The organism is Stakelama flava, assembly GCF_019351405.1.
In the GTDB taxonomy this organism is placed as follows: domain Bacteria; phylum Pseudomonadota; class Alphaproteobacteria; order Sphingomonadales; family Sphingomonadaceae; genus Sphingomonas; species Sphingomonas flava_A.
In genome coordinates this window covers 263,203-288,218 of the sequence record NZ_JAHWZX010000004.1, presented here as the reverse complement: position 1 = coordinate 288,218, position 25,016 = coordinate 263,203, and the positions used below count along the sequence as shown (strand labels likewise).

The 25,016-nt window shown below is 62.7% G+C and carries 18 protein-coding genes; 9 read left to right on the top strand and 9 right to left on the bottom strand.

Annotated elements, in window-relative coordinates; all coding sequences use genetic code 11:
• Positions 1 to 70 precede the first annotated feature (70 nt).
• From KY084_RS06675 to pdxR, 5 genes are all read right to left on the bottom strand, one after another.
• Positions 71 to 2,131 carry a S9 family peptidase gene (locus KY084_RS06675; protein WP_219237656.1) on the bottom strand — a complete coding sequence of 687 codons (2,061 nt, stop codon included), beginning with the start codon at positions 2,129 to 2,131 and terminating at the stop codon, positions 71 to 73.
• Between the two features lie 17 nt (positions 2,132 to 2,148).
• Positions 2,149 to 4,401, bottom strand: a complete 2,253-nt coding sequence (locus KY084_RS06670) for a TonB-dependent receptor (RefSeq protein WP_219237655.1) — start codon at positions 4,399 to 4,401, stop codon at positions 2,149 to 2,151.
• Between the two features lie 217 nt (positions 4,402 to 4,618).
• Positions 4,619 to 5,557 (bottom strand): alpha/beta hydrolase, encoded by a 939-nt coding sequence (locus tag KY084_RS06665; protein WP_219237654.1) that lies wholly within the window; start codon positions 5,555 to 5,557, stop codon positions 4,619 to 4,621.
• Complete coding sequence (locus tag KY084_RS06660) at positions 5,554 to 6,720, bottom strand: PepSY-associated TM helix domain-containing protein (protein ID WP_219237653.1); 1,167 nt, start codon at positions 6,718 to 6,720, stop codon at positions 5,554 to 5,556. Before KY084_RS06660 ends, KY084_RS06665 begins: the two co-directional genes overlap by 4 nt.
• A gap of 121 nt (positions 6,721 to 6,841) precedes the next feature.
• Complete coding sequence (pdxR, locus tag KY084_RS06655) at positions 6,842 to 8,308, bottom strand: MocR-like pyridoxine biosynthesis transcription factor PdxR (protein ID WP_219237652.1); 1,467 nt, start codon at positions 8,306 to 8,308, stop codon at positions 6,842 to 6,844.
• Positions 8,309 to 8,525: 217 nt separating this feature from the next.
• On the opposite strand from pdxR, the gene KY084_RS06650 reads away from it, so the two are divergent.
• Positions 8,526 to 9,137, top strand: a complete 612-nt coding sequence (locus KY084_RS06650) for an FMN-binding negative transcriptional regulator (protein WP_219237651.1) — start codon at positions 8,526 to 8,528, stop codon at positions 9,135 to 9,137.
• A gap of 15 nt (positions 9,138 to 9,152) precedes the next feature.
• On the opposite strand, the gene KY084_RS06645 is transcribed toward KY084_RS06650, so the two are convergent.
• Positions 9,153 to 10,817: an amidohydrolase gene (locus KY084_RS06645; protein WP_219237650.1), complete on the bottom strand. Its 1,665-nt coding sequence runs from the start codon at positions 10,815 to 10,817 to the stop codon at positions 9,153 to 9,155.
• A gap of 163 nt (positions 10,818 to 10,980) precedes the next feature.
• Between KY084_RS06645 and KY084_RS06640 the strand changes: the two genes are divergently transcribed.
• Positions 10,981 to 11,163: a hypothetical protein gene (locus KY084_RS06640; RefSeq protein WP_219237649.1), complete on the top strand. Its 183-nt coding sequence runs from the start codon at positions 10,981 to 10,983 to the stop codon at positions 11,161 to 11,163.
• Between the two features lie 78 nt (positions 11,164 to 11,241).
• Entirely contained in the window at positions 11,242 to 11,835 is a 594-nt protein-coding gene (locus tag KY084_RS06635) for a Spy/CpxP family protein refolding chaperone (protein WP_219237648.1), read from the top strand.
• 85 nt (positions 11,836 to 11,920) lie between these two features.
• Here KY084_RS06635 and KY084_RS06630 read toward each other — a convergent pair whose 3' ends face one another.
• From KY084_RS06630 to KY084_RS06620, 3 genes are all read right to left on the bottom strand, one after another.
• Positions 11,921 to 12,637 carry an EF-hand domain-containing protein gene (locus KY084_RS06630; protein WP_219237647.1) on the bottom strand — a complete coding sequence of 239 codons (717 nt, stop codon included), beginning with the start codon at positions 12,635 to 12,637 and terminating at the stop codon, positions 11,921 to 11,923.
• Positions 12,638 to 12,738: 101 nt separating this feature from the next.
• Positions 12,739 to 14,070, bottom strand: coding sequence for an ATP-binding protein (locus KY084_RS06625; protein WP_343227968.1), 1,332 nt, complete (start codon positions 14,068 to 14,070; stop codon positions 12,739 to 12,741).
• On the bottom strand, positions 14,067 to 14,798 hold the full coding sequence (locus KY084_RS06620) for a response regulator (RefSeq protein WP_219237646.1): 732 nt from the start codon (positions 14,796 to 14,798) through the stop codon (positions 14,067 to 14,069). The genes KY084_RS06625 and KY084_RS06620 overlap by 4 nt, the downstream gene beginning before the upstream one ends.
• 311 nt (positions 14,799 to 15,109) lie before the next feature.
• Here KY084_RS06620 and KY084_RS06615 point away from each other — a divergent pair, with 311 nt between their 5' ends.
• The 6 genes from KY084_RS06615 to KY084_RS06590 all read left to right on the top strand — a co-directional run bounded on the left by KY084_RS06615 (position 15,110) and on the right by KY084_RS06590 (position 24,870).
• Positions 15,110 to 18,355 (top strand): autotransporter outer membrane beta-barrel domain-containing protein, encoded by a 3,246-nt coding sequence (locus KY084_RS06615; RefSeq protein WP_219237645.1) that lies wholly within the window; start codon positions 15,110 to 15,112, stop codon positions 18,353 to 18,355.
• A gap of 141 nt (positions 18,356 to 18,496) precedes the next feature.
• Complete coding sequence (locus tag KY084_RS06610) at positions 18,497 to 19,342, top strand: HpcH/HpaI aldolase/citrate lyase family protein (protein WP_219237644.1); 846 nt, start codon at positions 18,497 to 18,499, stop codon at positions 19,340 to 19,342.
• A gap of 136 nt (positions 19,343 to 19,478) precedes the next feature.
• Complete coding sequence (locus tag KY084_RS06605; protein WP_281421891.1) at positions 19,479 to 20,636, top strand: isovaleryl-CoA dehydrogenase; 1,158 nt, start codon at positions 19,479 to 19,481, stop codon at positions 20,634 to 20,636.
• Positions 20,637 to 20,868: 232 nt separating this feature from the next.
• A complete protein-coding gene (locus KY084_RS06600) occupies positions 20,869 to 22,470 on the top strand; it encodes a carboxyl transferase domain-containing protein (protein ID WP_219237642.1) in 1,602 nt (533 codons plus the stop codon).
• 8 nt (positions 22,471 to 22,478) lie between these two features.
• On the top strand, positions 22,479 to 24,404 hold the full coding sequence (locus KY084_RS06595) for an acetyl/propionyl/methylcrotonyl-CoA carboxylase subunit alpha (RefSeq protein ID WP_219237641.1): 1,926 nt from the start codon (positions 22,479 to 22,481) through the stop codon (positions 24,402 to 24,404).
• Between the two features lies 1 nt (position 24,405).
• Entirely contained in the window at positions 24,406 to 24,870 is a 465-nt protein-coding gene (locus KY084_RS06590; protein WP_219237640.1) for a GNAT family N-acetyltransferase, read from the top strand.
• Positions 24,871 to 25,016 lie beyond the last annotated feature (146 nt).

Sequence of the window (25,016 nt, the reverse complement as noted above, 5' to 3'; positions counted from 1 at the left end):
GGGAATCAGCGCGCGGTATGTCCCGCAGATTTCCAAAAATATCTGTTGTGCGAAATCGGATCAGCAGCTGTTAAAGATGGCTGTCGAACCAGGCGAGTACGCGCCGCTGCACATCCTTTTGATGCGCAGGATCGTGCAGCCAATGGGGTTCACCGGGATAGGTGACCATCTGCGCCTCCTTACCCTGCATTTTCAACCCGCGATAGAATTCCAGCCCCAGCGTTGTGGGAACTCGCGTGTCCGCTCCGCCATGCAGCACCAGAACGGGGGTATGGACCCGATCCAGCATGCGTGCGGGGCTGCTGCGGTCATACACCGCGATGTTGTCGCTTACCGGGCCGTAATAGCCCAGCGGGAAATCGGGCGTGTCGGTGATCCGGGCAAAGGGAACCAGATCGACCGGCCCCGCGCCCACCACCGCCGCCTTGAACCGGTCACCATGCGTAACCGCCCATGCCGACATGAAGCCGCCATAGCTCCATCCCCCGATGCCAAGCCGGTCGGGATCGGCGATGCCGCGCTTCACCAGCATATCGACGCCGTCCATGACGTCGCGATAGTCCATGCCGCCCCAGTCCCCGCGCGCCGCGCGAGCGAAATCGGCGCCCTGCCCGTCCGAACCGCGCGGATTGGGAAGGAACACGACATAGCCATGGGTGGCGAGCATCTGCGCCCATTCATGCCAGCTTCCCAGCCAGCCGGACCACCAGGCCCATTCCGGCCCGCCGTGGATTTGCACCACCATCTTTGTCGGGGTGCCCGGCACATATCCCGGGGGCGTCACCAGCACACCGTAGATCGTCTTGCCATCCTTGCTGTTCTTCCAGCTTACCTGCTCGACCTGGCCCGGTTTCCAGTCGGCGACTTCGGCATTCAGACGGGTGATCGGCTTCGCGCTGCCATCCGCGACGCGCCAGACATCGCTTGGCCGGGCGGGGCTGGAAAGCTGGGCAACGATCGTGTCGCCATCGGCATCGATATCGAAATCAGACGATTCGCCGTCTAGCGCCGCGAGGTCGGTAACCGTGCCTTGCGCAGGGTCGATCCGCACGACCTTCGATCGCGTTTTTTCAAAAGACAAGGCGAGCAACCCATCGCCCTTCGGCGCCCAGCGCAGGCCGGTCAGCAACCCCGGATGATGATCGGCGAGACTGGTCAGCTTTCCGGTTTTGATGTCATATACGCGCGGGGCGAGGCTGATAAAGCCGGGAAGCAGGATGGAGGCACCCGCAATCCGCGTCCCGTCGGGCGAAAAGAACGGACCTTCGGCCGCATGTTCCAGCACCGTCTTGCCGATCCTGCCAGTTTCGGGATCGAACAGCACCAGCCGCGAATGATAGAAATAATCGTTGATCCCCGGCGTATCGGCGACGCGAAGCGCCATCGTCACGCCATCGGGCGACCAGTCCATCGCGCTGACATTCACACCATCGGGAGAAACGCGGTGCGCGGTTTTTGCGTTAAGATCGAGAATCCACAAGCGGCTGAAATGGGTGGCGGCGTCCACGACCACCTCATCCTCGCCGCGCGCTTTCGCTGCCTTCTCCTCCGCCGTGGGGGAATCGGGGCTGAGCAGTGCGATGCGTTTTCCGTCGGGCGACCAGGCGAAATCGGTGACATCTGCCGGCAGCGCGGTCAGCGGCACAGCTCCGCCCCCCGATACAGGCATGATCCAAAGCTGAATCGATCCGCCCTCCGGCGCTTCGCCCGGCCGTTCACGCGCGGAATCGCTATCGGCCGACCGCTGCATGGCGAAGGACAGCCCCGGCTGCCCCTCGCCATATAACGGCTCGGACCGGTTCGACAAAAAGGCGACCCATTTCCCATCGGGTGACCAGCGCGGGCTGTTATCGATACCGCCCGACACAATGAAGGGGCGCTCGGGCGCGCTTCCATCGCTCGGCACCGTCCAGATCGCCTGATGCGGGGAGCCGAAGGTCGCCATCTGCCGCTGCACGGTGAAAAGCACCGTCCGCCCATCGGGCGACAGGGCGACATCGCGCATATCGTCCAGCTTCATGATGTCGGCGGGCGTAATCGGACCGCCCTTGCCCGCCGGTTGCTGCGCAATGGCCACCGGCGCGGCGACGGCGACCATCAACGCCAGTCCAAAACGGAGCGCGGCGCGCATCGCGATGCCCCGCCCGCTCACAAATGCCAGTCGATGCGCAGACCATAGGTGCGCGGCCGCACGATCGATCCCGCCGGCACCGCCTGCGATGTAAACGGTGCGTTGAGGATGCCGTATTCGTCGAATACGTTTTCGACATAGCCCATCAGTCGGAACTGCTTCGTCACGTCGACAGAGGCGCGAAGATCAAAAATGTTGAACCCGCCGCGCTTGTTGGGATTGCCGAACGCCACCGGCGCTTTCGACAGATAGCGGTGCGCGATCGCAAGACTTGGCTTGCCGCGCATATCCTGAAGATCGAGCGTCAGATTGTTGGCGATCGACCAGCGCGACGATCCGGGCAGCGTCGTTCCCGCATCATAGCCACCGCCTTCGGCAAAGGTGTCGGGCAGAAACGAACTCAGCGTCGCGTCCTGATAGGTGATGTTCGAACCGAAAGACAGGTCGCGGGTGATCGCCAGCGTGCCGGAAAATTCAACTCCGGCAATATTCGCGCTGCCCGCGTTGGTGACATAGGAATAATAAGACGGCGCTGGCCCGAACAATCGCGCCTGAATGTCTTTCCAGTCGATGTTGAACACGGTGGCGTCGACCAGCAGGCGACGGTCAAGGACCGAGAATTTCACACCCGCTTCATAGTTATCGACGGTATCACTGTCATATGCGGCGGAGATCGTCGAAAGCAGGCCTGCGTTGGGATTGATGCCGCCGACGCGATACCCGCGCGAATAGGTCATGTACGCCATGAACGTGTCGGTCGGGCGGAAGGCCAATGTGACCTTCGGCGTAAAGCCGTCCTCTTTCTGGCTGACATGCCCGCTGCTGTCGGTGGCGGTATAACTCCCCGCCCCCAGCGTGCCCGCCTGGTTCACCACATCGCCTTCGGCCTTCGTATTATAGTACCGCCCGCCAACGGTGATTTCGAACCCGCGCATCGGCTTGAACGACAGCTCACCGAAAATGCCCAGGTCCTCGTTCAGCGTATCCGATATATAGCCGTAGATGCGGTCGTCCGGCGCCAGGACCGCACCCGAATACCCTCCGAAATCGTCCGGATTTGCGTCGATATAGCTTTCCGCCCCGCCCTGATAGATCCGGTCATAGCTGTGTTTCGTGGCGTGCATATAGCTTGCGCCAATCAGCCAGGTGAATGGCCCGTCGCCGGAAGAGGCGAGCCGCGCCTCCGCCGTCTTGATATTGGCGCTGGCCTTACCAAAGGAATACGCCGCATCGTCGCCCGTCGTCACCCCGGTTACATAGGCATAGGGATAGGAAAAGACGGTGGTGCCGTGCTTTTCGTCAACCGATCCCAGCACGGTCAGCGTCGCGAAACCAAGGTCCTGATCGACACGCAGGCTGTTCAGCCAGAAATCGGTTTCCTGCGTTTCGGCGCGCGGCAGGTCACGAATATAGGGATTGTCGAGATCGAGATAGGTCTGATCGTCCAGCTTCGTATCCTGATAGGTCGAAAGATAGGTGACCTTTGTCCCTTCGGCGGGCGTGAAGACAAGCGACCCGCGAAGGCCGCGCGTGCGGAAGTCGTTGCTGCCGTTGACGCCGATCCCCGGATTGTCGAGATAGCCGGCATCATAGCGCTGCAGCGCCATCACCCGTACTGCCAGCTTGTCCTTTATCACAGGCAGGTTGACCATCGCCTTGGCCGAATAGTTCAGGTCGCCCGAAGCATTCTTGGTGCTGCCCACCGATCCTTCGGCGGCTGCGTCGATCTTCGTCGGATCGGCGGTATTCACGACATAGTTGACGAGCCCGCCCAGCGTGGAAGAACCGAACAGCGTCCCCTGCGGCCCGCGCAACACCTCCACCCGTTCAAGATCGAAGGTATCGACATCGGGGATGGCAATCGGGAAACCCGGTTCGACCAGCGGAATTTCGTTGAGATAATAGCCGACCGTCGTCTGGCCCTGCTCGTGATAGGTGGTCGCGGCGATACCGCGGATCACCACTTCCGAAACGCCGGGCTGATAATCGTTGAAAACCACGCCCGGAAGGCGGGTGACATAATCCGACAGGCTGTTCGCGTTCGCCGCGGCCAGGTCTTCACCGCTTACCGCGCTGATCGCGAGTGCGGTCTGGCTGATCGCGGTGTCGCGCTTGGTCGCGGTGACGATGATATCCTTGTTGCCAAGCACGCCGCTGGCTTTGTCATCCTGCGCGGTGGAATCCTGCGCCAGCGCCGGCAGCGCGGCGAACAGCCCGGCCGCCATCGCGATGGTCGCGGTCGTCGTCTTATATCCGAAAATGCGCATCATCTGGCCCCTTATGACCGGCGGACCCGATGGGGCCACGCCCGTATGACAAATATTTAGCGACGCATAAAATCCGCCGCCGCGCCGTGCATCTTCGTGCACGCCCGCTCCTCCCACGTCTCAGGCTTGCGCGTCCTTAGGGTGCCCGAAACCTCCAAATTCATCATGACGACCGGTCCAAGCAAGCATCGTTCGAGCAAATTACGCGACCGTTGGCATTTTAAGGAGCCAACCGCTCGCGCAACCAGCGCGCCGCATCCGCCAGCGCGCGGTCGGCGAGCGCGGAAATATTCACTGCTTCCAGAAAGCTATGCGTCGCGCCCGCATATTCGATCGCCTCAACAGCGACACCCGCCTGCCGCAACCGTTCGGCCATCGCGCGATTTTCATCGAGCAGGATGTCGCACGCGGCGATGCAAAAAAAAGCGGGCGGAAGGTTCGAAAGCTCGGCCAGCATCGGCCGCGCCAGCGGCTCGGTCGACTCCTGTGCGCCTTGCCCCAGATAATCCTGCCAGAACGCTGCCATCTCCGGCACGGTCAGCATGTAATCCGGTCCGTCGAACAGCGCATAGGACGGGCGAATTTCGGTATCGAACGCGCCATAGCTGAACAGCATCGCCTGCACCCCATGGCCGCAGTCCCGGTCACGGATTGCGCTGGCGAGCGACAGGTTCGCGCCGGCCGAATCGCCGCCGATCGCCAACCGCGTCGCGTCTATTCCGTACGCTTCGCCATTGTCGCGCAGCCAGGCAAGCACCGCCGCGATATCGTCCAGCGCCGCGGGAAACGGCGCTTCGGGTGCAAGCGCGTAATCGATGCCGACCACCGCGCACCCCGATCGCGCCGCATATTCGCGCATCAGGCGGTCATGCGTGTCGATGCTGAACACCACCCAGCCGCCGCCATGCAGATAGACGAGCGCGGGAAGCTGCGCAGCGTCGGTGGGACGGTGGATGCGGATGCGCACCTGCCCCGCCCCGACGGCAAGCGTTTCGGTCGACGCCATTTGCGGACCGCCCGCCACCCATGGCCTGCGCACCGACTCAGCAACCTCGCGGCGTGCGACCACATCGGTGCCGTCGCCGCGCGACAATCGCGCATAATCGCCATTCACCCGCGCCTGAAACGCAGCGATATCGGGATCGAGCGTGGATTTCATGCATGTGCCTTTCGCTTGGTTGCCGCGCGTTTTGCCGCCACGCGCGATTTGCGTTTCTTCCACCAGACGTAAAGTCCCGTGACGATCATCTGAACCGTCGCAATGCCGAGCAGAAAGATGATCGCGGAGCCCAGCCAGCCGATGATATGCCCGCTGTGCAACGGATAGAGCAGACGGATGAGTTTTAGTCGCAGCGACCCGCCATAGGGATTTTCGACTTCCAGAAATGCGCCGCTATCGCCATCGACATAATAATATGGCGGGCCGTAACCGCGATAGTTCAGCACGCCGTTATGCGTGAACGCCAGACCATAGGCGTTCCATTGCGGCAGATAGACCATCGTGGCGGGCCGCCAACGCTCACCCGCGCGCGCCGCATATCGCTCCGCCAGCGCGCCGGCGCGGGCAAAATCGATCTTTGGCATCCTGTTCCCGCCCGGATACGGGGGGTTGCGGTCGAACATGGTCGGCGCGCTGGGCGTCAATCGATCGACCATCGGCTTATAGACTTCACTGTAGAAGTTGAGGCAAACCGACGTCAGCGCCAGCGGCAGGATACCAATCAACAGCCATAATCCCGACGACCGGTGCAGGTCGAGCAACAGCCGTGGAATCGCGCTTGAGAATCGGAAACGCCATGCCCGCTTCCAGTTTTTCCAGAACGGGCGCCGTTGCGGCCAGGTAAGATAGACGCCGACAACCGCGCCGATAAGCCAGGCGACGGCAACCACGCCCATCAGCCATCGGCCGATCGTTCCGCCGAACAGATTTTCGTGCAACATTTGCACCCCGGCCATGAATCCGCGCCTGTCCCAGGACGGTTCGGTGGTCCGCCCGCCGACCATATGCCCGTCCGTCCGATCGAGAAACAGCTCTCGATAGGACAAATGCGGGGCGCCGGGCGCGGGAGTGACTTTCACAACAATGTTGCGATCATTCGGCACATTAACGGGAAATTCGATGACACGTATTGCGGGATGATCGCGCTGGAACGCTTGCACCACGGTCATCGGCGCTGGCGCATTAGACACCGGCACATGATCGAACAGGTCGCGATTAAGCGCATGGTCGATCGGACTGGTGAAACACAAAAGGCAGCCGGTTAATGCTGCCACCAACAAAAACGCCGAGGCCGTCAGCCCCAACCAGCGATGTATCGTCACCCAATATTGCACGCCGACCTTCCCCCCGAAGCATCGTATGCGGCAAACCTTCCCGGCACGCTGGTCTTTTGGAACCGCCAATCAATGCATTTGCGGGGGACCAAGGGAGGTCGGACGACGACTATTCTTCCGCTGCGCCTCGCAAACGCCGGATTGCGGCTTCGGCCTCCTTGCTCGCAAGGCTCGCAAAGCCCAGGCGCAGCCCGCTGGGCGTATCGGGCCGCGTCACATAGGATTGCGAAGCGGCGAAATTGACGCCGAACCGCGATGCGTTTGCCTCCACCCGCGCCAGCGCGGCGGGATCGCGGAAGCGCAGCCAGAACGCCAGCCCGCCATCAGGCATGGCATATTCCGCTATACCGCCCAGATGCTCGTCGAGCAGCGCGGCAAATGCCGTGCGGCGTTCGGCATATACCTGCCGCACCTTGCGGGCATGGCGTTTCAATTCCCCATTCTCGATCAGTTCCGCCGCAGCATCCTCGGTAAGCGTATTGCCCATGCCGTCCGTCACCGACACCTGATGCGCAATGGCGTCGATCACGTCCACGGGCGCCGCGACATATCCGATGCGAAGCGCGGGCAGCAGCAATTTCGACAGCGAGCCGACATAAATCACCTGCGCCGGGGCATAGGCCGCCATCGGCAGCAGCGGCTGCGAGTTGAAATGAAATTCATGATCATAATCATCCTCGATGACCGCAAAACCGAACTGGTGCGCCAGCGACAGCAGACGCAATCGCCGTTCGGGGCGCAGCGCCACCGTGGTCGGAAACTGATGATGCGGGGTCAGAAAGATCGCGCGCACCGGATGACGGCGACAGACGCGCTCCAGTTCATCGATATCGATGCCCTCTTCATCCAGCCCGACCGATACGATTTCGGCACCGCGCGCGCGAAACGCGGCGACGGCGGGTTCATAGGTCAGCGCTTCGACCACCACCGCATTTCCCGCGCCCACCAGCATCTGCGCGGCAAGGAACATGCCATTCTGGCTTCCGCGCGTGATACAGATATTTTCGGCCGCGACCGGCAGGCCGCGTTCACCCTTCAACATCCCTGCGATCGCCTGCCGCAGGCGCGGTGACCCACGCGGATCGCGATATTGCAGGCGATTTTCACGCGATGCGTTGCGGATCGCGGTGCGATAGGCGCGCGACAGCACCTCGGTCGGCATCAATCGCCCGTCCGGCGTCCCTTCATCGATTTTGATCCCGCCACCTTCGGGCAACGCCAGCGGCCGTTCGGGCGGTAGGGCAAACCGGTAATCGGCGCTTGTCGGCTGATCCGCCGGCAGGGCATTTTCCTGCCGACGCGTCGCTTCGGGCAGCGACTGCGAAACCATGGTGCCGCGCGTTCCCGCCGAAGCGAGCCACCCCTGCGCGATCAGGTCTTCATAGGCGAGCACGACCGTCTTACGATTGACGCCGAGCGTCGATGCCAGTTCGCGCGTGCTGGGCAGATAGGTCCCGGAGGCCAGGTGCCCGCTTTCGATATCGCGGATCAGCGCCTGGATAATCTGCATATAGATCGGAGCATCCTTCGACGCATCGATCCGTTCGCGCAGGCTGATGTTCCATGGACGCAGCACTGGAACCTCCTTCATGCAATTATGGGACGTCGCCTGGGTCCAGTGTATATTCGCGCCGTAATCGCTGGCAAGGCCCGGCCTTGGTCCGGGCGGTTTATTGCTATTGGCGCTTGCGCGATGCAACCGGCGGTAAGATGCTGGCCGACCTCATCCATCGCGGGGGCAGGATGCATCATCGCACTTCACCGGACGGCCCGAATCGCGGACCGGCAAATCGATGAAAATATTCGACGATTTTTCAAACGACGATGCTCGGGACCTGATCACGGCCTATCCGCTCGGCTGGGTGGTCGCGCCGGGGCACGGGGTCGATGCGGCCAGCCTTTTGCCGCTGCTGGGCGAATATGACAGCGATGGGCGTCTCGTCCGTCTGATCGGTCATATGTCGCGTCGAAACGCACTTTACGATGCGCTGGCACCTGAAGGAACCGCGCTCATCCTGTTTACCGGACCACATGCCTATATCTCGCCCGAACATGCGCGCCGCCGCGACTGGGGTCCGACATGGAACTATGCGCAGCTTCGCGTCGAGGCGCGGCTTGTTTTCACCCCCGAAGCGACCGGCGCGGCTGTCGATCGCATCGTCGCGCATATGGAATCCGGCCGCAAAACCCCCTGGAGCAAGGAAGAAATCGCGCATCGCTATCACGGCATGCTTAAAGCTATCATCGGCTTCCGCGCGGAGGTGACGGCGATGGCCGGTCGCTTCAAGCTGGGGCAGGATGAAGCCGACCCGGTACTCGCCAATATCCTCGACACGCTCGACGATCCCGCGCTGGTTCAGTGGATGCGGCGGTTCAATCCCGGCCGCGCCGACGAGACCGAATAGCCGGGCGCGCGCCCCTTAAACCGAAGTATAACGCTGCTTGCCCCCGACAAAAGTGTGCAGCGTCTTTATATCCGGAATTTTCAGCGGATCGATGGCGAGCAGATCGCTGTCGAAAATTGCGATATCGGCGTAATATCCGGATGCAAGCATGCCGGTACGGTCTTCCATGAAACCCGAATAGGCGTTGCCGCGGGTATAGGCGATCAGCGCCTGTTCGGCTGCTATCTTCTGGTCCGGCAGCCACCCGTCCGGATTGGCTCCGTCAATGGTCCGCCTTGTCGTCGCGGCATAGATTCCGGTCAGCGGATCGAGCGGCGCAACCGGCCAGTCGGAACCGAAAGCCACATGCGCGCCGCTGTCGATCAGCGAACGAAACGCATAGGTTCCGGCAAGCCGCTTTTCGCCGATCCGCTTTACCGCCCAGCGTCCGTCGTCGATCGCGTGATAGGGCTGGACGGACGCGACGACGCCCTGACGGGCAAAGCGGCCGATGCTTTCGGGGCGCAAATGCTGGGCATGTTCGATACGGAACCGCCGATCCTTTCGGCCATTGGCCTTCGCCACCGCGGCATAGATGTCCAGCACATCGTCATTGGCGCGATCACCGATGGCATGGGTAGCGACGTGAAGCCCGTGCGCATCGGCCTGTTGAACAAATTCGTGCAGATCGTTCAGCGGTGTCACACGGACGCCCTGCTGCCCCGGAGCATCGGTATAATCGTCATAGAAAACTGCGGTGCGAGACCCCAGCGAGCCATCGGCAAGCGCCTTTACCGCACCCCAGCGGAGCCAGTCATCGCCACGGCCTTCCTCCGCCACGATGCCCGCCATTTTTTCCCAGTCCGCGATCGGCACAAAGGCATAAAAGCGCAGATCGGTCTCCCCGCGGGAGCGCAGGCGACGAAGCACCGGCAGGCAGTCCCAGTTGATTTCGGGGTTGTGGATTTGGGCCAGCCCCTTGGACAGCCCGTGCTCTATCCCCCGCCGGACGGCTGCATCGGCGTCGGTGTCGCTCAGGGGCGGGATCACCCGCTCGACCAGCGCCTTGGCATTGTCTTTCAGAATACCCGTGGGGTCGCCGTCCGCATTTCGGACGATGACGCCGCCTTCGGGGTCAGGGGTTTCGCGCGTGATACCGGCCATTTTGAGGGCGAGCGAATTGAGCAGATAGCTGTGAAGATCGGTCCGCGGAACGGCGACGGGCGTGTCGGAAGTCACCGAATCGATCCATTCGCGGGTCGGCAGTTCGCCGCCCATCCGCTGTTCGTCCCACGCGCCGCCCAATATCCATTTGCCCGGCCTTGCCCGCGCCGCGCCGCCTATTCTTTCGGCGAATTCGGAGCGGTTGCGTGCGCCAAGCAGATCCGGTTGGGTCAATGTCACCGAACCGTTGAGGAAATGGGTGTGGCCGTCGGTCATCGCCGGCATACCGAATGCGCCATCAAGATCGATGATCCGGGTGCGCGGCGTGGTGAGCGAAGCCACGTGATCCGCGCCAAGCGCGACGATGCGATCGCCGACGATGCCGACAGCGCTTGCCCGCCTTTGAGCCGGCACGCCCGTCCAGAAACTGCCGTTGACAAGCGCGATATCCAGACCGCGCGCGGCGGCGTTCGCGCGCAGACGGGAAAGCAGGAACAGCGATCCCGCGCCCGCGATCATGGTCCTGCGATCGATCATGGCCGTTTTCTCCCTGCCCAAGCCGAGCTGGAGAAAAGCCCGCCGGGATATTCGGCGAAACCTCCAAAGCGCACAGCGCCGGGGGACCAAGCCTGTCGCCGCGCTTGCACGGGAAATATCGCGGACAAGTGCCAGTGCGAAACGTCCTCGTGACGAGGTGACGATGATAAGTACCAATCAGACTGATTGTTCACTGGGGCGGCACCGGCCGAGCCGCACCCGGCTTGCACGCGACAAGACGCCGGGTCGCTCCGCGCTTCCCCACACGCATTGCCGGCAGTGCGGCGGGCTGCTCGTGCGCTCGCCCGTCACGGGCCGCTGGCGTTTCACCGGCATACTCGGCTGACCGAAATCTGGGCTGATGGAAATTCCCGCGACACATTTTGACGGAATTCCAGACGGCACAACGACAAGGACCAAAGGGATGATCAAAGCATTTATTCTGGCCGGCGTCATGGCCAGCGCGGTGGGGACGCCAGCCATGGCGCAGCAAAGACCACCCGCCAATGCGCCCGGCATGCCGGACAATGCAATGGATCAACAGCGCGTGGACGATATGGCGCTGCTGCTGAACCTGCGCGCCGATCAGCGCCCCGCGCTTGAAGCGTATCTGAAGGCAAGCGCCCCGCCGCATCGTGGCGGCGGTCCGCGCCCCGGCGGCAAGCCCGATCAGAATCCCGGTCGGCAAGGTGGGCCGGGTGATCGCGGCAATCGTGATGGGGCCGCCAACCCACCGCCGCCGCCGTCAGCAACGTCTTTTGACGAACGGCTCGCCGATATGGAACGCCGCGAGGCCGAACATGGCGAACAGGCGCGTCAGCGCATCGCTGCGCTGAAAAGTTTCTACCAGGCTCTGGATGCGCAGCAGCGTACGCGGTTCGAGGCGATCCTGCGCCTCGATCACGGGCCGGACGGTTTTGCCCCTCCCCCTGGTCCCGGTGGTCCACATGACGGAGTTCCCCCGTCCGGCGGACCCGGTGGGCCGGGCTTGCCCCCAGGCGGTTCGCCCAAGCGGTAAGGACGAGCCATTTCTCCTGTGGGCGGGGGCCGGGCGGGTACTGCGCAGTACCCGCCCGGTTTTTATGTCCGGGCGGGATACTTCATCAGCGCTTGCCGCCAAGGTCCGGCAATTCGGCGGCAACCAGCTTGCCATCATGGTTGAGGTCCAGCCGCGCGAAACGCGACTGCGCGGCCCGACGGAATTCTTCGGGGGTGATCGTGCGGTTAAAGTCGGTATCCACCGCGGTAACCGGTTCCGGCAGCGGCAGATAGCTGTAGCGCGCGGCACCCATCCGCGCGTAATCGGGCGCGACTTCGCCGGAATGCGATCCCGGTCTTTCACCGCCCTGCCCCGGACCGCCCGGCCCGCCGCCCGGACCACCACCGCCGGGTCCTCCGCCCCCGCCCGGAGGACCGCCGCCGCCCGGCGGACCACCGGCACCGCCATCACGACCCTGCCGCCCCGCTCCCCCACCGGGTCCAGCAGCGGCGGAACGGCTTTCGGGCACCAGAACATTTTCGTAATAGGCAACTTCCTCAGGATCGATGTCGCTGTCGCCGTTGCGATCGAGCACGGTGTAGAAGCGAAGCGCATCGGCGACGAATTCGTCGCGAGTCAGCGCGTCGTCGCCATTGGCATCGGCCCCGGCGAACCACGCCTTCTCCGCGCTTACCCCGCCTGGCGTGCCGCGAAACGGTTCGCCCATCGGGCTTAGAAACACCGATCCGCCGGGTGGCGGACCGCCCGGTCCCCCCGGACCACCCGGCGGCCCGCCACCGAAATGCCCCGGCCCGTGCGAAGCGCAGCCCGCCAAAGTCAAAAGAAAGCACAAACTCTTTGTTGCAACGCGCATGGCGGCGATATCCTTTCGATTGGGATACCCGCTGGCTGCGGTGGCGCCATTGCTGGGATATGTCTGCCTTAAAGCGGAAGCGTCGCTGTCGCGATCAACCCGCCTTCGGGTCGGTTGGCAAGGACGATATCGCCGCCATGCCCACGTGCGACCGCACGCGCGCTCGCCAGCCCCAGCCCGATCCCGCCCGTGTTGCGGTTGCGCGAACGTTCGCCGCGAAAAAATGGTTCGAACGCACGTTCCAAATCGTCGGGTTCCATGCCGGGCCCGCAATCACGCACCTCGATCACCGCGTTCGCGCCTTGCGTGATAAGCGAGACGGTCGCCCCGTCGGCATATTTCAGTGCATTGCCGACAAGGTTGGACAGCATCGCCTTCAACGAAGCGGCGTCGCCTTCCACCACCACCGGTTCGCCCGGTTCCAGCGTAACTGCGCCGCCCGCATCTTCGAACCCGTCGGTCACGCTTTGCGCCAGCGCCTGCAGGTCGAGACGCTGGCGACGCGACGGACGCCGCATATCGCGGACGAACGCCATGACCGCCGCGACCATCTCCTCCATGTCGCGAATATCTTCCTCGCACGCCGTGCGCAGGTCGCCTGGAGCATTTTCGAGGCGAAGGCCAAGGCGCATCAGCGGCGTGCGCAGGTCATGCGCGATCGCTGCCATCAGGGTCGTCCGGTCCTCGACATAACGGTTGAGCCGCGATTGCATTTCGTTGAACGCGGCCGCAGCCTCGCCGATTTCGGGCGGACCGCTCAACGCGAGCGGCGGCGCTTTTGGATCGCGCCCCAGTCGTTCCGCCGCCTGGGCGAACAACCGGATGGGCCTGGCGAGCGCGCGCGCCAATATCCAGGCGACCGGCGCCACGACCACAATCGCGACCAGCAACCACAATAACGCCCTGCGCCGCCAAGGCGCCATCGCGTTTTCCTTCGGCTTCACGGTAATCCAGCGATTGTCCATGCGGGCCGAAACCGTGAAATCGCCGAACAGCACCGCTTCCGGCCGGGGCAAGCTGTCCATCCTCTCGCGCTGTACCGGCCCTTCACGACCGAACATCGCCATCGGCGCGCCGTGCGGGGCGGGAAAGTGCGTATCCACATTCACCTGATTGGCGGGTATGCCAAGACGGTTGGCGAGTATCTTCGCGATGCGCCGTTCATGCGGCCCCGCCATCTTTTTCGAAGGCGGATGGTCATAGGAAATACGAAGCGTTTCCGATGGCTTCTGCTCCAGCGCCTCGACAACGGTTGCAAGCGACGTGATATCCGGCTGGGGCGGCGGCACCAGCACGACCAGCGCGAAATTGAATATCTGGACCAGCAGCAGCGCCAGCAGCATGATCGCGAAAATCCGCCCGAAAAGCGGCCAGTGGCGCAGGCGGATTGCGGAGATCACGCGCGGCTGACCTGCGGCGCGAACATATAGCCTTCGTTGCGGATGGTGCGGATGATGTCGCCTTCGGCGTTCAGCTTGCGGCGCAATCTGCTCACCTGAACGTCGATCGCGCGGTCGAAAGATTCGCTGTCCGGCCCGCGTGCCGCCTCTAACAGCGTTTCGCGCGGCAAAACGCGACGTGGACGTTCGACAAATGCCCGCAGTACCGCGAATTCGCCGTCGGTCAGATCGACGAGCACGCCCTTTGGATCGACCAGTTCGTGCGAGGTGAAATCGATCAGCCAGCCGCTTCCGAACCGGAATGCCTTGCGCTGCGACGGTTCCACCTGCCCGCGCTGGCGAAGCGCCGCACGCACCGTCGCCAGCACCTCTCGCGCGCTGCACGGTTTGGGAAGATAATGGCTCGCACCTGTTTCCAGACCGGTGATCCGGTCATCCTCTTCGCCCAGTGCGCTCAGGAATACGACCGGCGGCCCGTCACTACCGATGATGCGACGGCAAGCCGACAGCCCGTCCTCGCCCGGCATCATGATGTCGAGCAGGATCAAATCGATCCCGCCCTCGCGCAAGACCTCCTCCATTTCGCGGGTATTGGCGGCGGTGGTGACGCGATAGCCATGGCCGGTAAGGCTGCGCCCCAACAGGTCGCGAATGGCCCGGTCGTCATCGACGATCAGCAGCGCCGCGCCATTCGGCCCGTCGACTGGAGAGGATGTAAAATCGTTCATGTCCGGGCTTTTATCCGCATTTGTGTTCGCGATATTTCCGGTTCCGCTTTCGGAACTACAGCGCACATGCACTTGAAAAACAAGGAGCGGCCTTCGCCCGCCAATGGCGGATGACGCAATCCCGGAGTTTCCCGGATACCCTGTCAAACTGTCGTGACTGCAATCCTGCCGATGCTGTGGGTGCAAGACACAGCGCAGCCTTCTCCGCGTCGGAAAAAAACCAGACACACAGGCTGAATATCGCACGCGGCGTGCGCGGCGGTATCGGCCCTTGCGCGCGTGCCACCTTAATGAATTCAGGAAATCGCCAAATGTTCCCATGCTCGTCCGCCTCTCCCCGCTCCGACGGGACGCTCACTCGCACGGCGGTACGCGCTCGCGGCAAACTACCGCTGCTCCTGAAACAGGCTACCTGCCTGACCTCCGCCGGCGCGGCGGCGCTGCTGCTGGCGCACCCTGCCGCGGCGCAGATGACGGTGAGCGACGATGACGCCACCACCCCGCTGGTCACGTCCAGCGCTGGCGACATCACGGTGGCGGAAGACGCGGTTCTGACGGTCGACAGCGGCGCTGCCATCACCGTCAATTCCGACAATGACGTAACGACGGAAGACGATGCGACCATCAGCGTCGGCGATGCGGACGGCGCAAGCGCCATCACAATTCAGCCCGGCACCGACAGCACCATCGTCAATGACGGCGATATCGAAGTGCTGGAAGATTATGTCCCCACCGACGCCGATTCCAACAGCATCGCCGATGGCGCGATCGCCAGCGCCAGCGACCGCTACGGCATCCATGTCGCGTCGGGCGGGACGGCAAGCGGATCCATCACCAACAGCGGCACGATCACGGTCGAGGGGCTGAATTCCTACGGCATCGTGGTCGATTCCGATTATACCGGCGACATCGTCAATGACGGCACGATCTATACGATCGGCGATTACAGCACCGGTTTGCATACGCAGTCGGTCGACGGCAATGTCGAGGCGAACGGCACGATTCAGGTCGTCGGCGAAGGCGCGCAGGGCGTCGTGATCGACGGCGATGTCAGCGGGACCTTTTCGGTTCAGGGCACGGTCACCCAGTCGCTTTCCTATATCGACGACGATTCCGCGACCATCTACCTGTCGCGTTCGGATCTCGCGGTCAGCGCGCCCGCGGTAGAGGTGACTGGCAATGTCGATGGTGGCATCATCATCGCCGCTCCGCCCTATGACCTCGACGACGATGTCGATGATGAGGATGGCGACGGTGTCGATGATGACGATGAAGCGACGGGCGCGATCTATTCCTACGGCGCAAGCCCCGCGCTGCAAATCGGCGGAGAGGACGACATCGCCATCGGCACCGTCACGGGGCGCGAAGGCGACTTCTCGCTGGCGGTCGACGGCACCGTTTCGGCATCGGCGAACAAAAGCTCGCTCGACGCGCATGCCATCGTCATCGGCGGTCAGGGCGGCGATGTGGACATGGCCGACGGCATAGGCGTGACGGGAACGGTGACCGCGACCACGGTCGATTCCGAAGCGATCGGGCTGTTGATCAATCAGGGGTCGAACGTCCCCTATCTGTATAACAGCGGCGCCATTTCGGCGTCGATTTCCTCACCCGGCGGTGGCACCGTCTATGCGGTGCAGGACCTTTCGAACACGCTTACCCAGATCGACAATACCGGCACGATCAGCGTTTCGGCATCGATCGAGGACACCAGCGCGGCAATCGACCTTTCGGCGAATACAACCGGCGTCACGATCAACCAGTATCTCAATTCGATCGATCAGGAATCGTTCGATGAAGAACTGGAGGATGACGATTACGACGCCGACACCGCCACCACCTATACCGCTATCAGCGGCGATATCCTGACCGGTTCGGGCGATGACGTCCTGAATATCCAGGCGGGCCGTATTGCAGGGGATACCTATCTTGCCGCCGGTGACGATACCGTCTCGCTAAGCGGCTATAGCGGATATGACGGCGACATCTATTTCGGCACCGGCAACGCGACGATGGCACTGTCCGACTATGCCTATTTCAACGGCACCGCCGACTTCGGCGATGAAAGCGCAACCCTGTCGGTGGCGGGCGATGCTTCATTTCTGGGCGCGATCACCGGCGGAAGCAATCTGGACGTAACCGTATCCGGCGGAACGTTCGGCGGTAGTTCCGCAACCACGTCCAGCGTCAATTCGATCACTGTCGGATCGGATGCAAGCTATCATGTCTATATCGACGGCGACAGCGGGACCGCGTCCAAGATCATCGCGAACACCGCCACGTTCGAAGATGGATCGACCGTCACCGCCACGATCGAATCGCTGACCGATGCGGAGGGCAGCTACACCATTCTGACCGCCGACACGCTCAACGGCAGCCCGACCTTCTCAGACACGGCCAGCCTGCCGGTGCTCTATACCGGATCAGTCACCACCGACGACAACGATGTCGTTCTGACGATCAGCCGGAAAACGGCCGAGCAACTTGGCCTGACCGCGTCGCAAAGCGCCGGTTTCGATGCGATCATCGCCGCGGCCAGCGAAGATGACGATCTGACCGCCAGCCTGCTTCAGGTCGATGATGTCGAGGCACTTCAGGGACAATTCGACCAGTTGCTTCCCGATCATGCGGGCGGTGTATTCGACGTGGTACGGCGCGGTACCAAACTCGCCGATCGTCACATCACCGACACCAATGCCGATTTCGACATCAGCGATGTCGGCGGCTGGATCGAACCCTTCTACTTCCACGACAAGAAGGATGAAAACGCGACCGCGCCCTACACCGCGAGCGGCTGGGGCATTTCGACCGGTGTCGAAAAGCGCACCGGCATAGGCTTTATCGGGCTATCGCTCAGCTATACCAGCGGTTCAGTGTCGACCGGCGACTGGCAGGATGTCGATGTCAGCCAGCTTGGCGCTAACCTGTTCTGGCGCAAGGCTTCGGGACCGCTTTACACCTTTGCGAAGATCGGCGCCGGCCGCGTCAGCATGTCATCGGACCGCACCTTTACCGGCGAAGTCGATGATGCGGACATCACCTATTCCACCGATGGCGACTGGAAGGGCTGGAGCGCATCCGCATCGGCCGGTGCCGCCTACACCGCCGCGCTGGGAAGCAACTTCTCGCTAAAGCCGCAGGTGACACTCGATTATCTGCGTCTCCACGAAAACGGCTATACCGAAGACGGCGATGACGATGTGATCGATCTGGCGGTCGAATCGCGCAACAGCGACAGCCTGTCGGCGGAAACCACGCTCACACTGGCGTGGAGCACCGGCTATGTCACCCATGACTATCGCCCGCTGACGTTCGAACTGGAGGGCGGCCGCCGCAATCAGATTTCGGGCGATCTCGGTTCCACCACCGCCTATTTCGACGATAGCGACGGCGATGCGTTCACCATCGACCCTACGTCGCTGAAGAGCGGCTGGCTCGCCAAGGCGCGTATCGTTCAGGGCGGACTGGATTATATGTGGCAAATCAACGGCGGCTGGGAACAGACGCAAAGCGGCACCGGCTTTTCCTTCGGCGGCGCCCTTACCGTCGCATTCTGACCGGCAAAGGCGGCGCGCGCCAAACATCCGTGCGCGCCGCTTGCCTCTGCGCCCAACGGGGCTTTTCGGTGCGGCGTAATCGCTGCTATTCCCTGCACGAAAAACAGGCCGACCGCCGGTCCTGAATTGGGGAAATCCATTATGCCGATCCGCCCGCGCCGGTCGATGCTCTATGTGCCGGGGGACAAGACGCGCGCGCTGGAAAAGGCCCGCACGCTGCCCGTCGACGCAATCATCATCGATCTGGAAGATGCCGTCGCTCCGGAACGAAAGGTGGATGCCCGCGACATCGTGGCACAGGCGCTGTCGGGCGACGATTACGGGCCTCGCGAACTGCTGTTACGCGTCGGCGGGATCGATGTCGCGGAGGATTTCGCGCTTGCCGCCGGACTCCCGCTCGACGGCGTGGTGCTGCCCAAGGTCGAGAGCGGCCCTATGGTCGCGCAGGCCGCCGAACGGATCGCGCTGCCGATCTGGTGCATGATCGAAACGCCGCTTGGCGTGCTGCGCGCCGCCGATATCGCCGCTGCCCCGCGCATGGCTGGGTTGATTGCGGGGACCAATGACCTGAACAAGGAATTGCATGCGCGGCACCGTCCCGACCGTGCAACGCTGCTGACATCGCTGTCGCTGATCGTCCTTGCCGCCCGCGCGCATGGTCTTGCAGCGATCGACGGCGTGCACCTCGACCTTGACGATGACGCGGGATTGGAAGCGGTCTGCATTCAGGGTCGCGATATGGGGTTCGACGGCAAGACGCTGATCCATCCGGCGACGATCGACATCGCGAACCGGGTTTTCGCTCCTGAACCCGATGCGGTGGACACGGCGCGGCGCATCGTTGCGGCATGGGCCGATGCGCGCGCGAAGCAGTTGGGCGTAGCGCGGATCGATGGCAGGATGGTCGAACAGCTTCATGTCGACGAGGCTGAACGGCTGATCGCCATCGCCGACGCGATCGGCGCGCGCGAATACGATCCGCAATAACGAATGGAGCCTATCCCCTCCACTTCGCGTTTAGGCGGGAAAGATCAGGCCGTTGTACAACATGTTGCAGGCGATAGACGTACCCGCCGACCGCCGCTAATCGGGATCGCGAAAAAGAAAACCGCCAGGAGGGATGATGCAACCGACCATGGATTTCGCGCTGGGCGAAACCGCCGACATGATTCGCGAGACGACGGCGCGCTTCGCCGCTGACAAGATCGCCCCGATCGCGGCGGAGGTGGACGAAACCAACACGTTTCCGCGTGACCTGTGGCCGCAAATGGGCGAACTTGGCCTGCACGGCATCACCGTGGAGGAAGAGTTCGGCGGACTGGGTCTCGGCTATCTCGAACATTGCGTTGCGATGGAGGAAATTTCGCGCGCCTCTGCCTCGATCGGGCTTTCCTATGGTGCGCACTCCAATCTGTGCGTAAACCAGATCCGCCGCTGGGGGACCGAAGCGCAAAAGCGCAAATATCTGCCCAAGCTGATTTCGGGCGAGCATATCGGCAGCCTTGCCATGTCGGAAGCCGGATCGGGTTCCGACGTCGTATCGATGAAGCTGAAGGCGGAGGCGAAGGGCAATGACCGCTATGTCCTGAACGGCACCAAATTCTGGATCACCAACGCGCCCGAAGCGAGCACGCTGGTCGTCTATGCCAAAACCGACAGCGCGGCCGGGCCGAAGGGCATTACCGCCTTCCTGATCGAACGCGATTTCGCAGGGTTTTCCGTTTCCAAAAAGCTCGACAAGATGGGCATGCGCGGCTCCGACACCGCCGAATTGGTGTTCGAGGATTGCGAGGTTCCGGCCGAAAACATCCTCGGCGAACTGAACAAGGGCGCGGGAGTGCTGATGAGCGGGCTCGATTACGAACGCGCTGTGCTTGCCGCCGGGCCGCTGGGCATCATACAGGCATGTCTCGACACCGTCCTGCCCTATGTTCGCGAGCGCAAGCAGTTCGGCACCCCCATCGGCGGTTTTCAGCTGATTCAGGCAAAGGTCGCCGACATGTACGTCGCGCTCAATTCGGCACGCGCCTATGTCTATTCTGTCGCGCGCGCCTGCGATTCAGGAAAGACGACGCGCTTCGATGCAGCCGGTGCGATCCTGCTCGCTTCCGAAAACGCGGTGAAGTCCGCGCTTGAAGCGATTCAGGCGCTGGGCGGTGCGGGATATACGAAGGAATGGCCGGTCGAACGCCTGCTGCGCGATGCCAAGCTCTATGACATTGGCGCTGGAACCAATGAAATCCGTCGTTACTTGATCGGGCGGGAACTGATCGGCGTGTGACGCCGCACAGCGCCCGAAATCTTGCCGAAACGTGGTTTCGGCAGTCATGCGGGGCCGGGCGGTCCTTTTTTGTCCTACGTCGGACCGTCCGGCTTCGCATGACAACCTGTCCACCCGCGACCGTCGCGGCGAGCCGATCCGGCCGTTTCATGCGCCTTCCCAATCGCCTTTCAAAGCGCATCCGTGCCGGGTAGAGCAGGCCCGAAAAAACAACAGAGGATAGCCAGCGATAATGAGCGCACCCGCACTGCAAACGCGGAACAGCCCCGATAGCGAGGATTTCACCCGCAAGGCCGACCATAACCGCGCACTGGCCCAAAGGCTGCGCGATGATGTCGCCAAGGCGGCGCTGGGCGGCAGCGAAAGGAGCCGCGAACGGCATGTTTCGCGCGGCAAGCTGCTCCCGCGCGACCGCGTCGAACTGCTGCTCGATCCCGGCTCGCCCTTCCTCGAACTCAGCCAGCTCGCCGCGTGCGACATGTATGAAGGCGATGTACCCGGTGCGGGGATGATCACCGGCATCGGCCAAGTGTGCGGGCGGCAGGTGATGATTGTCGCCAATGATGCAACGGTGAAGGGCGGCACCTATTATCCGATGACGGTCAAAAAGCATCTGCGCGCGCAGGAGATCGCGATGCAGAACCGGCTGCCGTGCATCTATCTGGTCGATTCGGGCGGGGCGAACCTGCCGCATCAGGCAGAGGTGTTCCCCGACCGCGACCATTTCGGGCGCATCTTCTACAACCAAGCGCAGATGTCGGCGCAGGGGATCGCGCAGATCGCGTGCGTGATGGGAAGCTGCACCGCGGGCGGCGCCTATGTCCCCGCCATGTCGGACGAAAGCGTCATCGTGCGCGAACAGGGTACGATCTTCCTCGCCGGGCCGCCGCTGGTAAAGGCGGCGACGGGCGAAGAAATCAGCGCGGAGCATCTGGGCGGCGGCGATCTGCACGCGCGTACATCGGGCGTGGTCGATCATCTTGCGGAAAACGATCATCACGCGCTCACCATCGTTCGCGATATCGTATCGACGCTGCCCGCCCCCGACGCCGACACGCCGCCACGCGACCTGATGCGCGAACCGCGCTTTCCAGCGGAAGAGCTGTACGGCATCATCCCCGAAGATGTCCGCGCCCCCTATGACGTGCACGAAGTCATCGCGCGGCTGGTCGACGGCAGCGAATTTCATGAATTCAAACCGCTCTACGGCGATACGCTGGTGTGCGGTTTCGCGCATATCCATGACCAGCCGGTCGCAATCCTTGCCAATAACGGCGTGATCTTTTCGCAAAGCGCGCAAAAGGGCGCGCATTTCATTGAGCTTGCCTGCCAGCGAAAGATTCCGCTGCTATTCCTGCAGAATGTCTCCGGCTTCATGGTTGGCGGCAGTTACGAGGCAGAGGGCATCGCCAAACATGGCGCGAAGTTGGTCACCGCCGTCGCCACCGCGCAGGTGCCAAAAATCACCGTGCTGATCGGCGGCAGCTTCGGCGCGGGCAATTACGGCATGTGCGGGCGCGCCTACTCGCCCAACTTCCTGTTCACCTGGCCCAACAGCCGGATCAGCGTGATGGGCGGCGAACAGGCGGCGAGCGTTCTCGCCACCGTGCATCGCGACGCCGATGACTGGAGCGAGGATCAGGCCGAAGCATTCAAAGGCCCCATCCGCGCGAAATATGAAGAGGAAGGCAATCCCTGGCACGCAACCGCGCGACTATGGGATGACGGGATCATTGACCCTGCCCAGACCCGCGACGTCCTCGGCCTTGCGCTTGCCGCCTGCGCCAACGCCCCTGTTCCCGAAGCACCGCGCTTCGGCATCTTCCGGATGTGAGGCAGACCATGATCCAGTCCCTTCTGATCGCCAATCGCGGCGAAATCGCCTGCCGCGTCATCCGCACCGCGCGCAGGCTCGGCATCCGTACCATCGCCGTTTATTCGGATGCAGACACCACCGCGCTGCATGTGCGCGAAGCTGATGAGGCGGTGCATATCGGCCCCTCCCCCGCTGCCGAAAGTTATCTCGACGGCCAACGCATCATCCGCGCGGCGAAGGACAGCGGAGCGCAAGCGATTCATCCCGGCTATGGCTTCCTGTCGGAAAACGCCGATTTCGCCGAGGCTGTGAAGGCGGCGGGTTTGATCTGGGTCGGGCCGGACGCGAAAAGCATCCGCGCGATGGGGCTGAAGGACGCCGCCAAGAAGCTGATGCAGGATGCGGGCGTTCCAACCACGCCGGGCTATCTGGGCAAGGACCAGTCGCCCGATACGCTGAAGGCAAAGGCTGACGAAATCGGCTATCCCGTGCTGATCAAGGCGGTTGCCGGAGGCGGCGGCAAGGGGATGCGCCGTGTCGACGATCCGAGCGACTTCGCCGACATGCTGGCCTCGTGCAAGCGCGAAGCATCCGCTTCGTTCAGCGATGACCGCGTGCTCATCGAGAAATACATCCTCACCCCGCGTCATATCGAAGTGCAGATTTTCGGCGATGCCCAAGGCAATGTCGTTCACCTGTTCGAACGCGACTGCACGCTGCAACGCCGCCACCAGAAAGTCATCGAGGAAGCCCCCGCCCCCGGTATGAGCAACGAGGCGCGCGAGGCGATCTGCGCGGCTGCTGTGCGCGCCGCACAGGCGGTCGATTATGTCGGCGCGGGCACAGTGGAATTCATCGCCGATGCCTCGCAGGGGCTGTCGGCGGATCGCACCTGGTTCATGGAGATGAACACCCGGCTTCAGGTCGAACATCCAGTGACCGAAGCGATTACCGGACAGGATCTGGTCGAATGGCAGCTTCGCGTGGCAAGCGGCGAGCCACTACCCTGCACGCAGGACGACCTGTCTATCCATGGCTATGCAATCGAGGCGCGGCTCTATGCCGAAGACCCGGTGACCGGCTTTCTCCCTTCCACCGGGCCGCTGCGGGTCTTTTCCCTGCCCGACGATATTCGCTGCGACAGCGCGGTGATGGCAGGCGACGAGGTCACGCCGTTCTACGATCCGATGATCGCCAAGCTGATCGTGCACGAAGAAACACGCGCAGCCGCCATCGATACGCTGGCCGAGGCGATCGACGACGTCGCGATCTGGCCGGTAAAGACCAACGCAGCGTTCCTTCGCAATTGCCTGCTCAGCGACGAATTCCGCGACGCCACGGTGACCACCGGCTATATCGGCGATCATCTGGAAACGCTTGCGGGCGCGGCCGAACCGTCCGAGGCAGCATGGTGGATCGGCGCAGGCGCGCGCGCGCATATCGACGGCACTGCCGAGTATCGCGACCCGTATGACGTCTGGAGCCAGTGGTCGGGCTTTCGCCTTAACGCCCCTTCCCGGTCGCTAACGGCTGTCGTGCATAAGGGCGAAGTCCGCGTGTTCGATCTTGTCCAGTCGCCGCCCGACCCCTTCCTGCCGCGCGAGATCGATTCTGATGGGATATTGGTGTTCGAAAACGGCAATGCCTTTCTATTCGAAACGCCGCACGCCCTTGCCCGCACAGGCGCCTCGGCAAGTGATGGTGAGATCAAGGCGCCGATGCCGGGCAAGGTCATCGCGGTCGATATCGCGCAAGGCGACAGCGTTGCGAACGGCCAGAAGCTGCTCACGCTCGAAGCGATGAAGATGGAACACACGCTCACCGCTCCCTTTGACGGCACGGTAAGCGAACTTTCGGCGGAAGCGGGAAGCCAGGTGAAGGAAGGAACGTTGCTCATCCGTATCGAACCGGCAAAATCCACCGATGCCGCCGCCGACGCGAAGGATGGCTGACATGACCGACCTCGTCATACGCGATGCCACCGCCGATGATCTGCCGGCGATCATTTCGCTGTTGGCACAGGATCAAATGGGCGGGGAAGATGATTCGTCCGGCCCGCCGCTTGATCCGGGCTATCGCGCCGCATTCGATGCGATGGCCGCCAACCCCGACAATCGACTATTGGTGGCGCAGGTCGACGGCCGGGTCGTCGGCACGTTCCAATTGACCTTCATTCCCGGCCTTTTGTTTCACGGCGGCTGGCGCGGGCTGATAGAGGCGGTTCGGATCGACGAAAGCGTTCGCGGGCGCGGCTATGGCGAAGCGATGATGCGCTGGGCGATCGAGCGCAGTCGCGAAAAAGGATGCATAGTCGTGCAACTGACCTCGAACCGCGCACGCACCCGCGCGCACCGTTTTTACGAACGGCTTGGCTTTGTCGCCAGCCATGTCGGCATGAAACTGTTTCTGGACAGGTAAAATCCTGCTCCGAACGGCGGGGGCAGCTTGGTAGCAAGGTGCAATGACCTGAACTCATAGCACCATTGTCATTGCGAGCCCCGCAGGGGCGCGGCAATCCAGATGCGCGGCCACCGAGGACGGTGGATCGCCGCGTCGCTGCGCTC

What these genes read in the sequence shown, in the direction of transcription:
- KY084_RS06595 (WP_219237641.1), top strand. Translation starts at nt 22,479, where the DNA reads ATGATCCAGTCCCTTCTGATCGCCAATCGCGGCGAAATCGCCTGCCGC.
- KY084_RS06640 (WP_219237649.1), top strand. Translation starts at nt 10,981, where the DNA reads ATGATAAGTACCAATCAGACTGATTGTTCACTGGGGCGGCACCGGCCG.
- KY084_RS06605 (WP_281421891.1), top strand. Translation starts at nt 19,479, where the DNA reads ATGCAACCGACCATGGATTTCGCGCTGGGCGAAACCGCCGACATGATT.
- KY084_RS06620 (WP_219237646.1), bottom strand. Translation starts at nt 14,798, where the DNA reads ATGAACGATTTTACATCCTCTCCAGTCGACGGGCCGAATGGCGCGGCG.
- KY084_RS06610 (WP_219237644.1), top strand. Translation starts at nt 18,497, where the DNA reads ATGCCGATCCGCCCGCGCCGGTCGATGCTCTATGTGCCGGGGGACAAG.
- KY084_RS06615 (WP_219237645.1), top strand. Translation starts at nt 15,110, where the DNA reads ATGTTCCCATGCTCGTCCGCCTCTCCCCGCTCCGACGGGACGCTCACT.
- KY084_RS06600 (WP_219237642.1), top strand. Translation starts at nt 20,869, where the DNA reads ATGAGCGCACCCGCACTGCAAACGCGGAACAGCCCCGATAGCGAGGAT.
- KY084_RS06645 (WP_219237650.1), bottom strand. Translation starts at nt 10,817, where the DNA reads ATGATCGATCGCAGGACCATGATCGCGGGCGCGGGATCGCTGTTCCTG.
- KY084_RS06675 (WP_219237656.1), bottom strand. Translation starts at nt 2,131, where the DNA reads ATGCGCGCCGCGCTCCGTTTTGGACTGGCGTTGATGGTCGCCGTCGCC.
- KY084_RS06650 (WP_219237651.1), top strand. Translation starts at nt 8,526, where the DNA reads ATGAAAATATTCGACGATTTTTCAAACGACGATGCTCGGGACCTGATC.
- KY084_RS06670 (WP_219237655.1), bottom strand. Translation starts at nt 4,401, where the DNA reads ATGATGCGCATTTTCGGATATAAGACGACGACCGCGACCATCGCGATG.
- KY084_RS06635 (WP_219237648.1), top strand. Translation starts at nt 11,242, where the DNA reads ATGATCAAAGCATTTATTCTGGCCGGCGTCATGGCCAGCGCGGTGGGG.
- KY084_RS06590 (WP_219237640.1), top strand. Translation starts at nt 24,406, where the DNA reads ATGACCGACCTCGTCATACGCGATGCCACCGCCGATGATCTGCCGGCG.
- KY084_RS06665 (WP_219237654.1), bottom strand. Translation starts at nt 5,557, where the DNA reads ATGAAATCCACGCTCGATCCCGATATCGCTGCGTTTCAGGCGCGGGTG.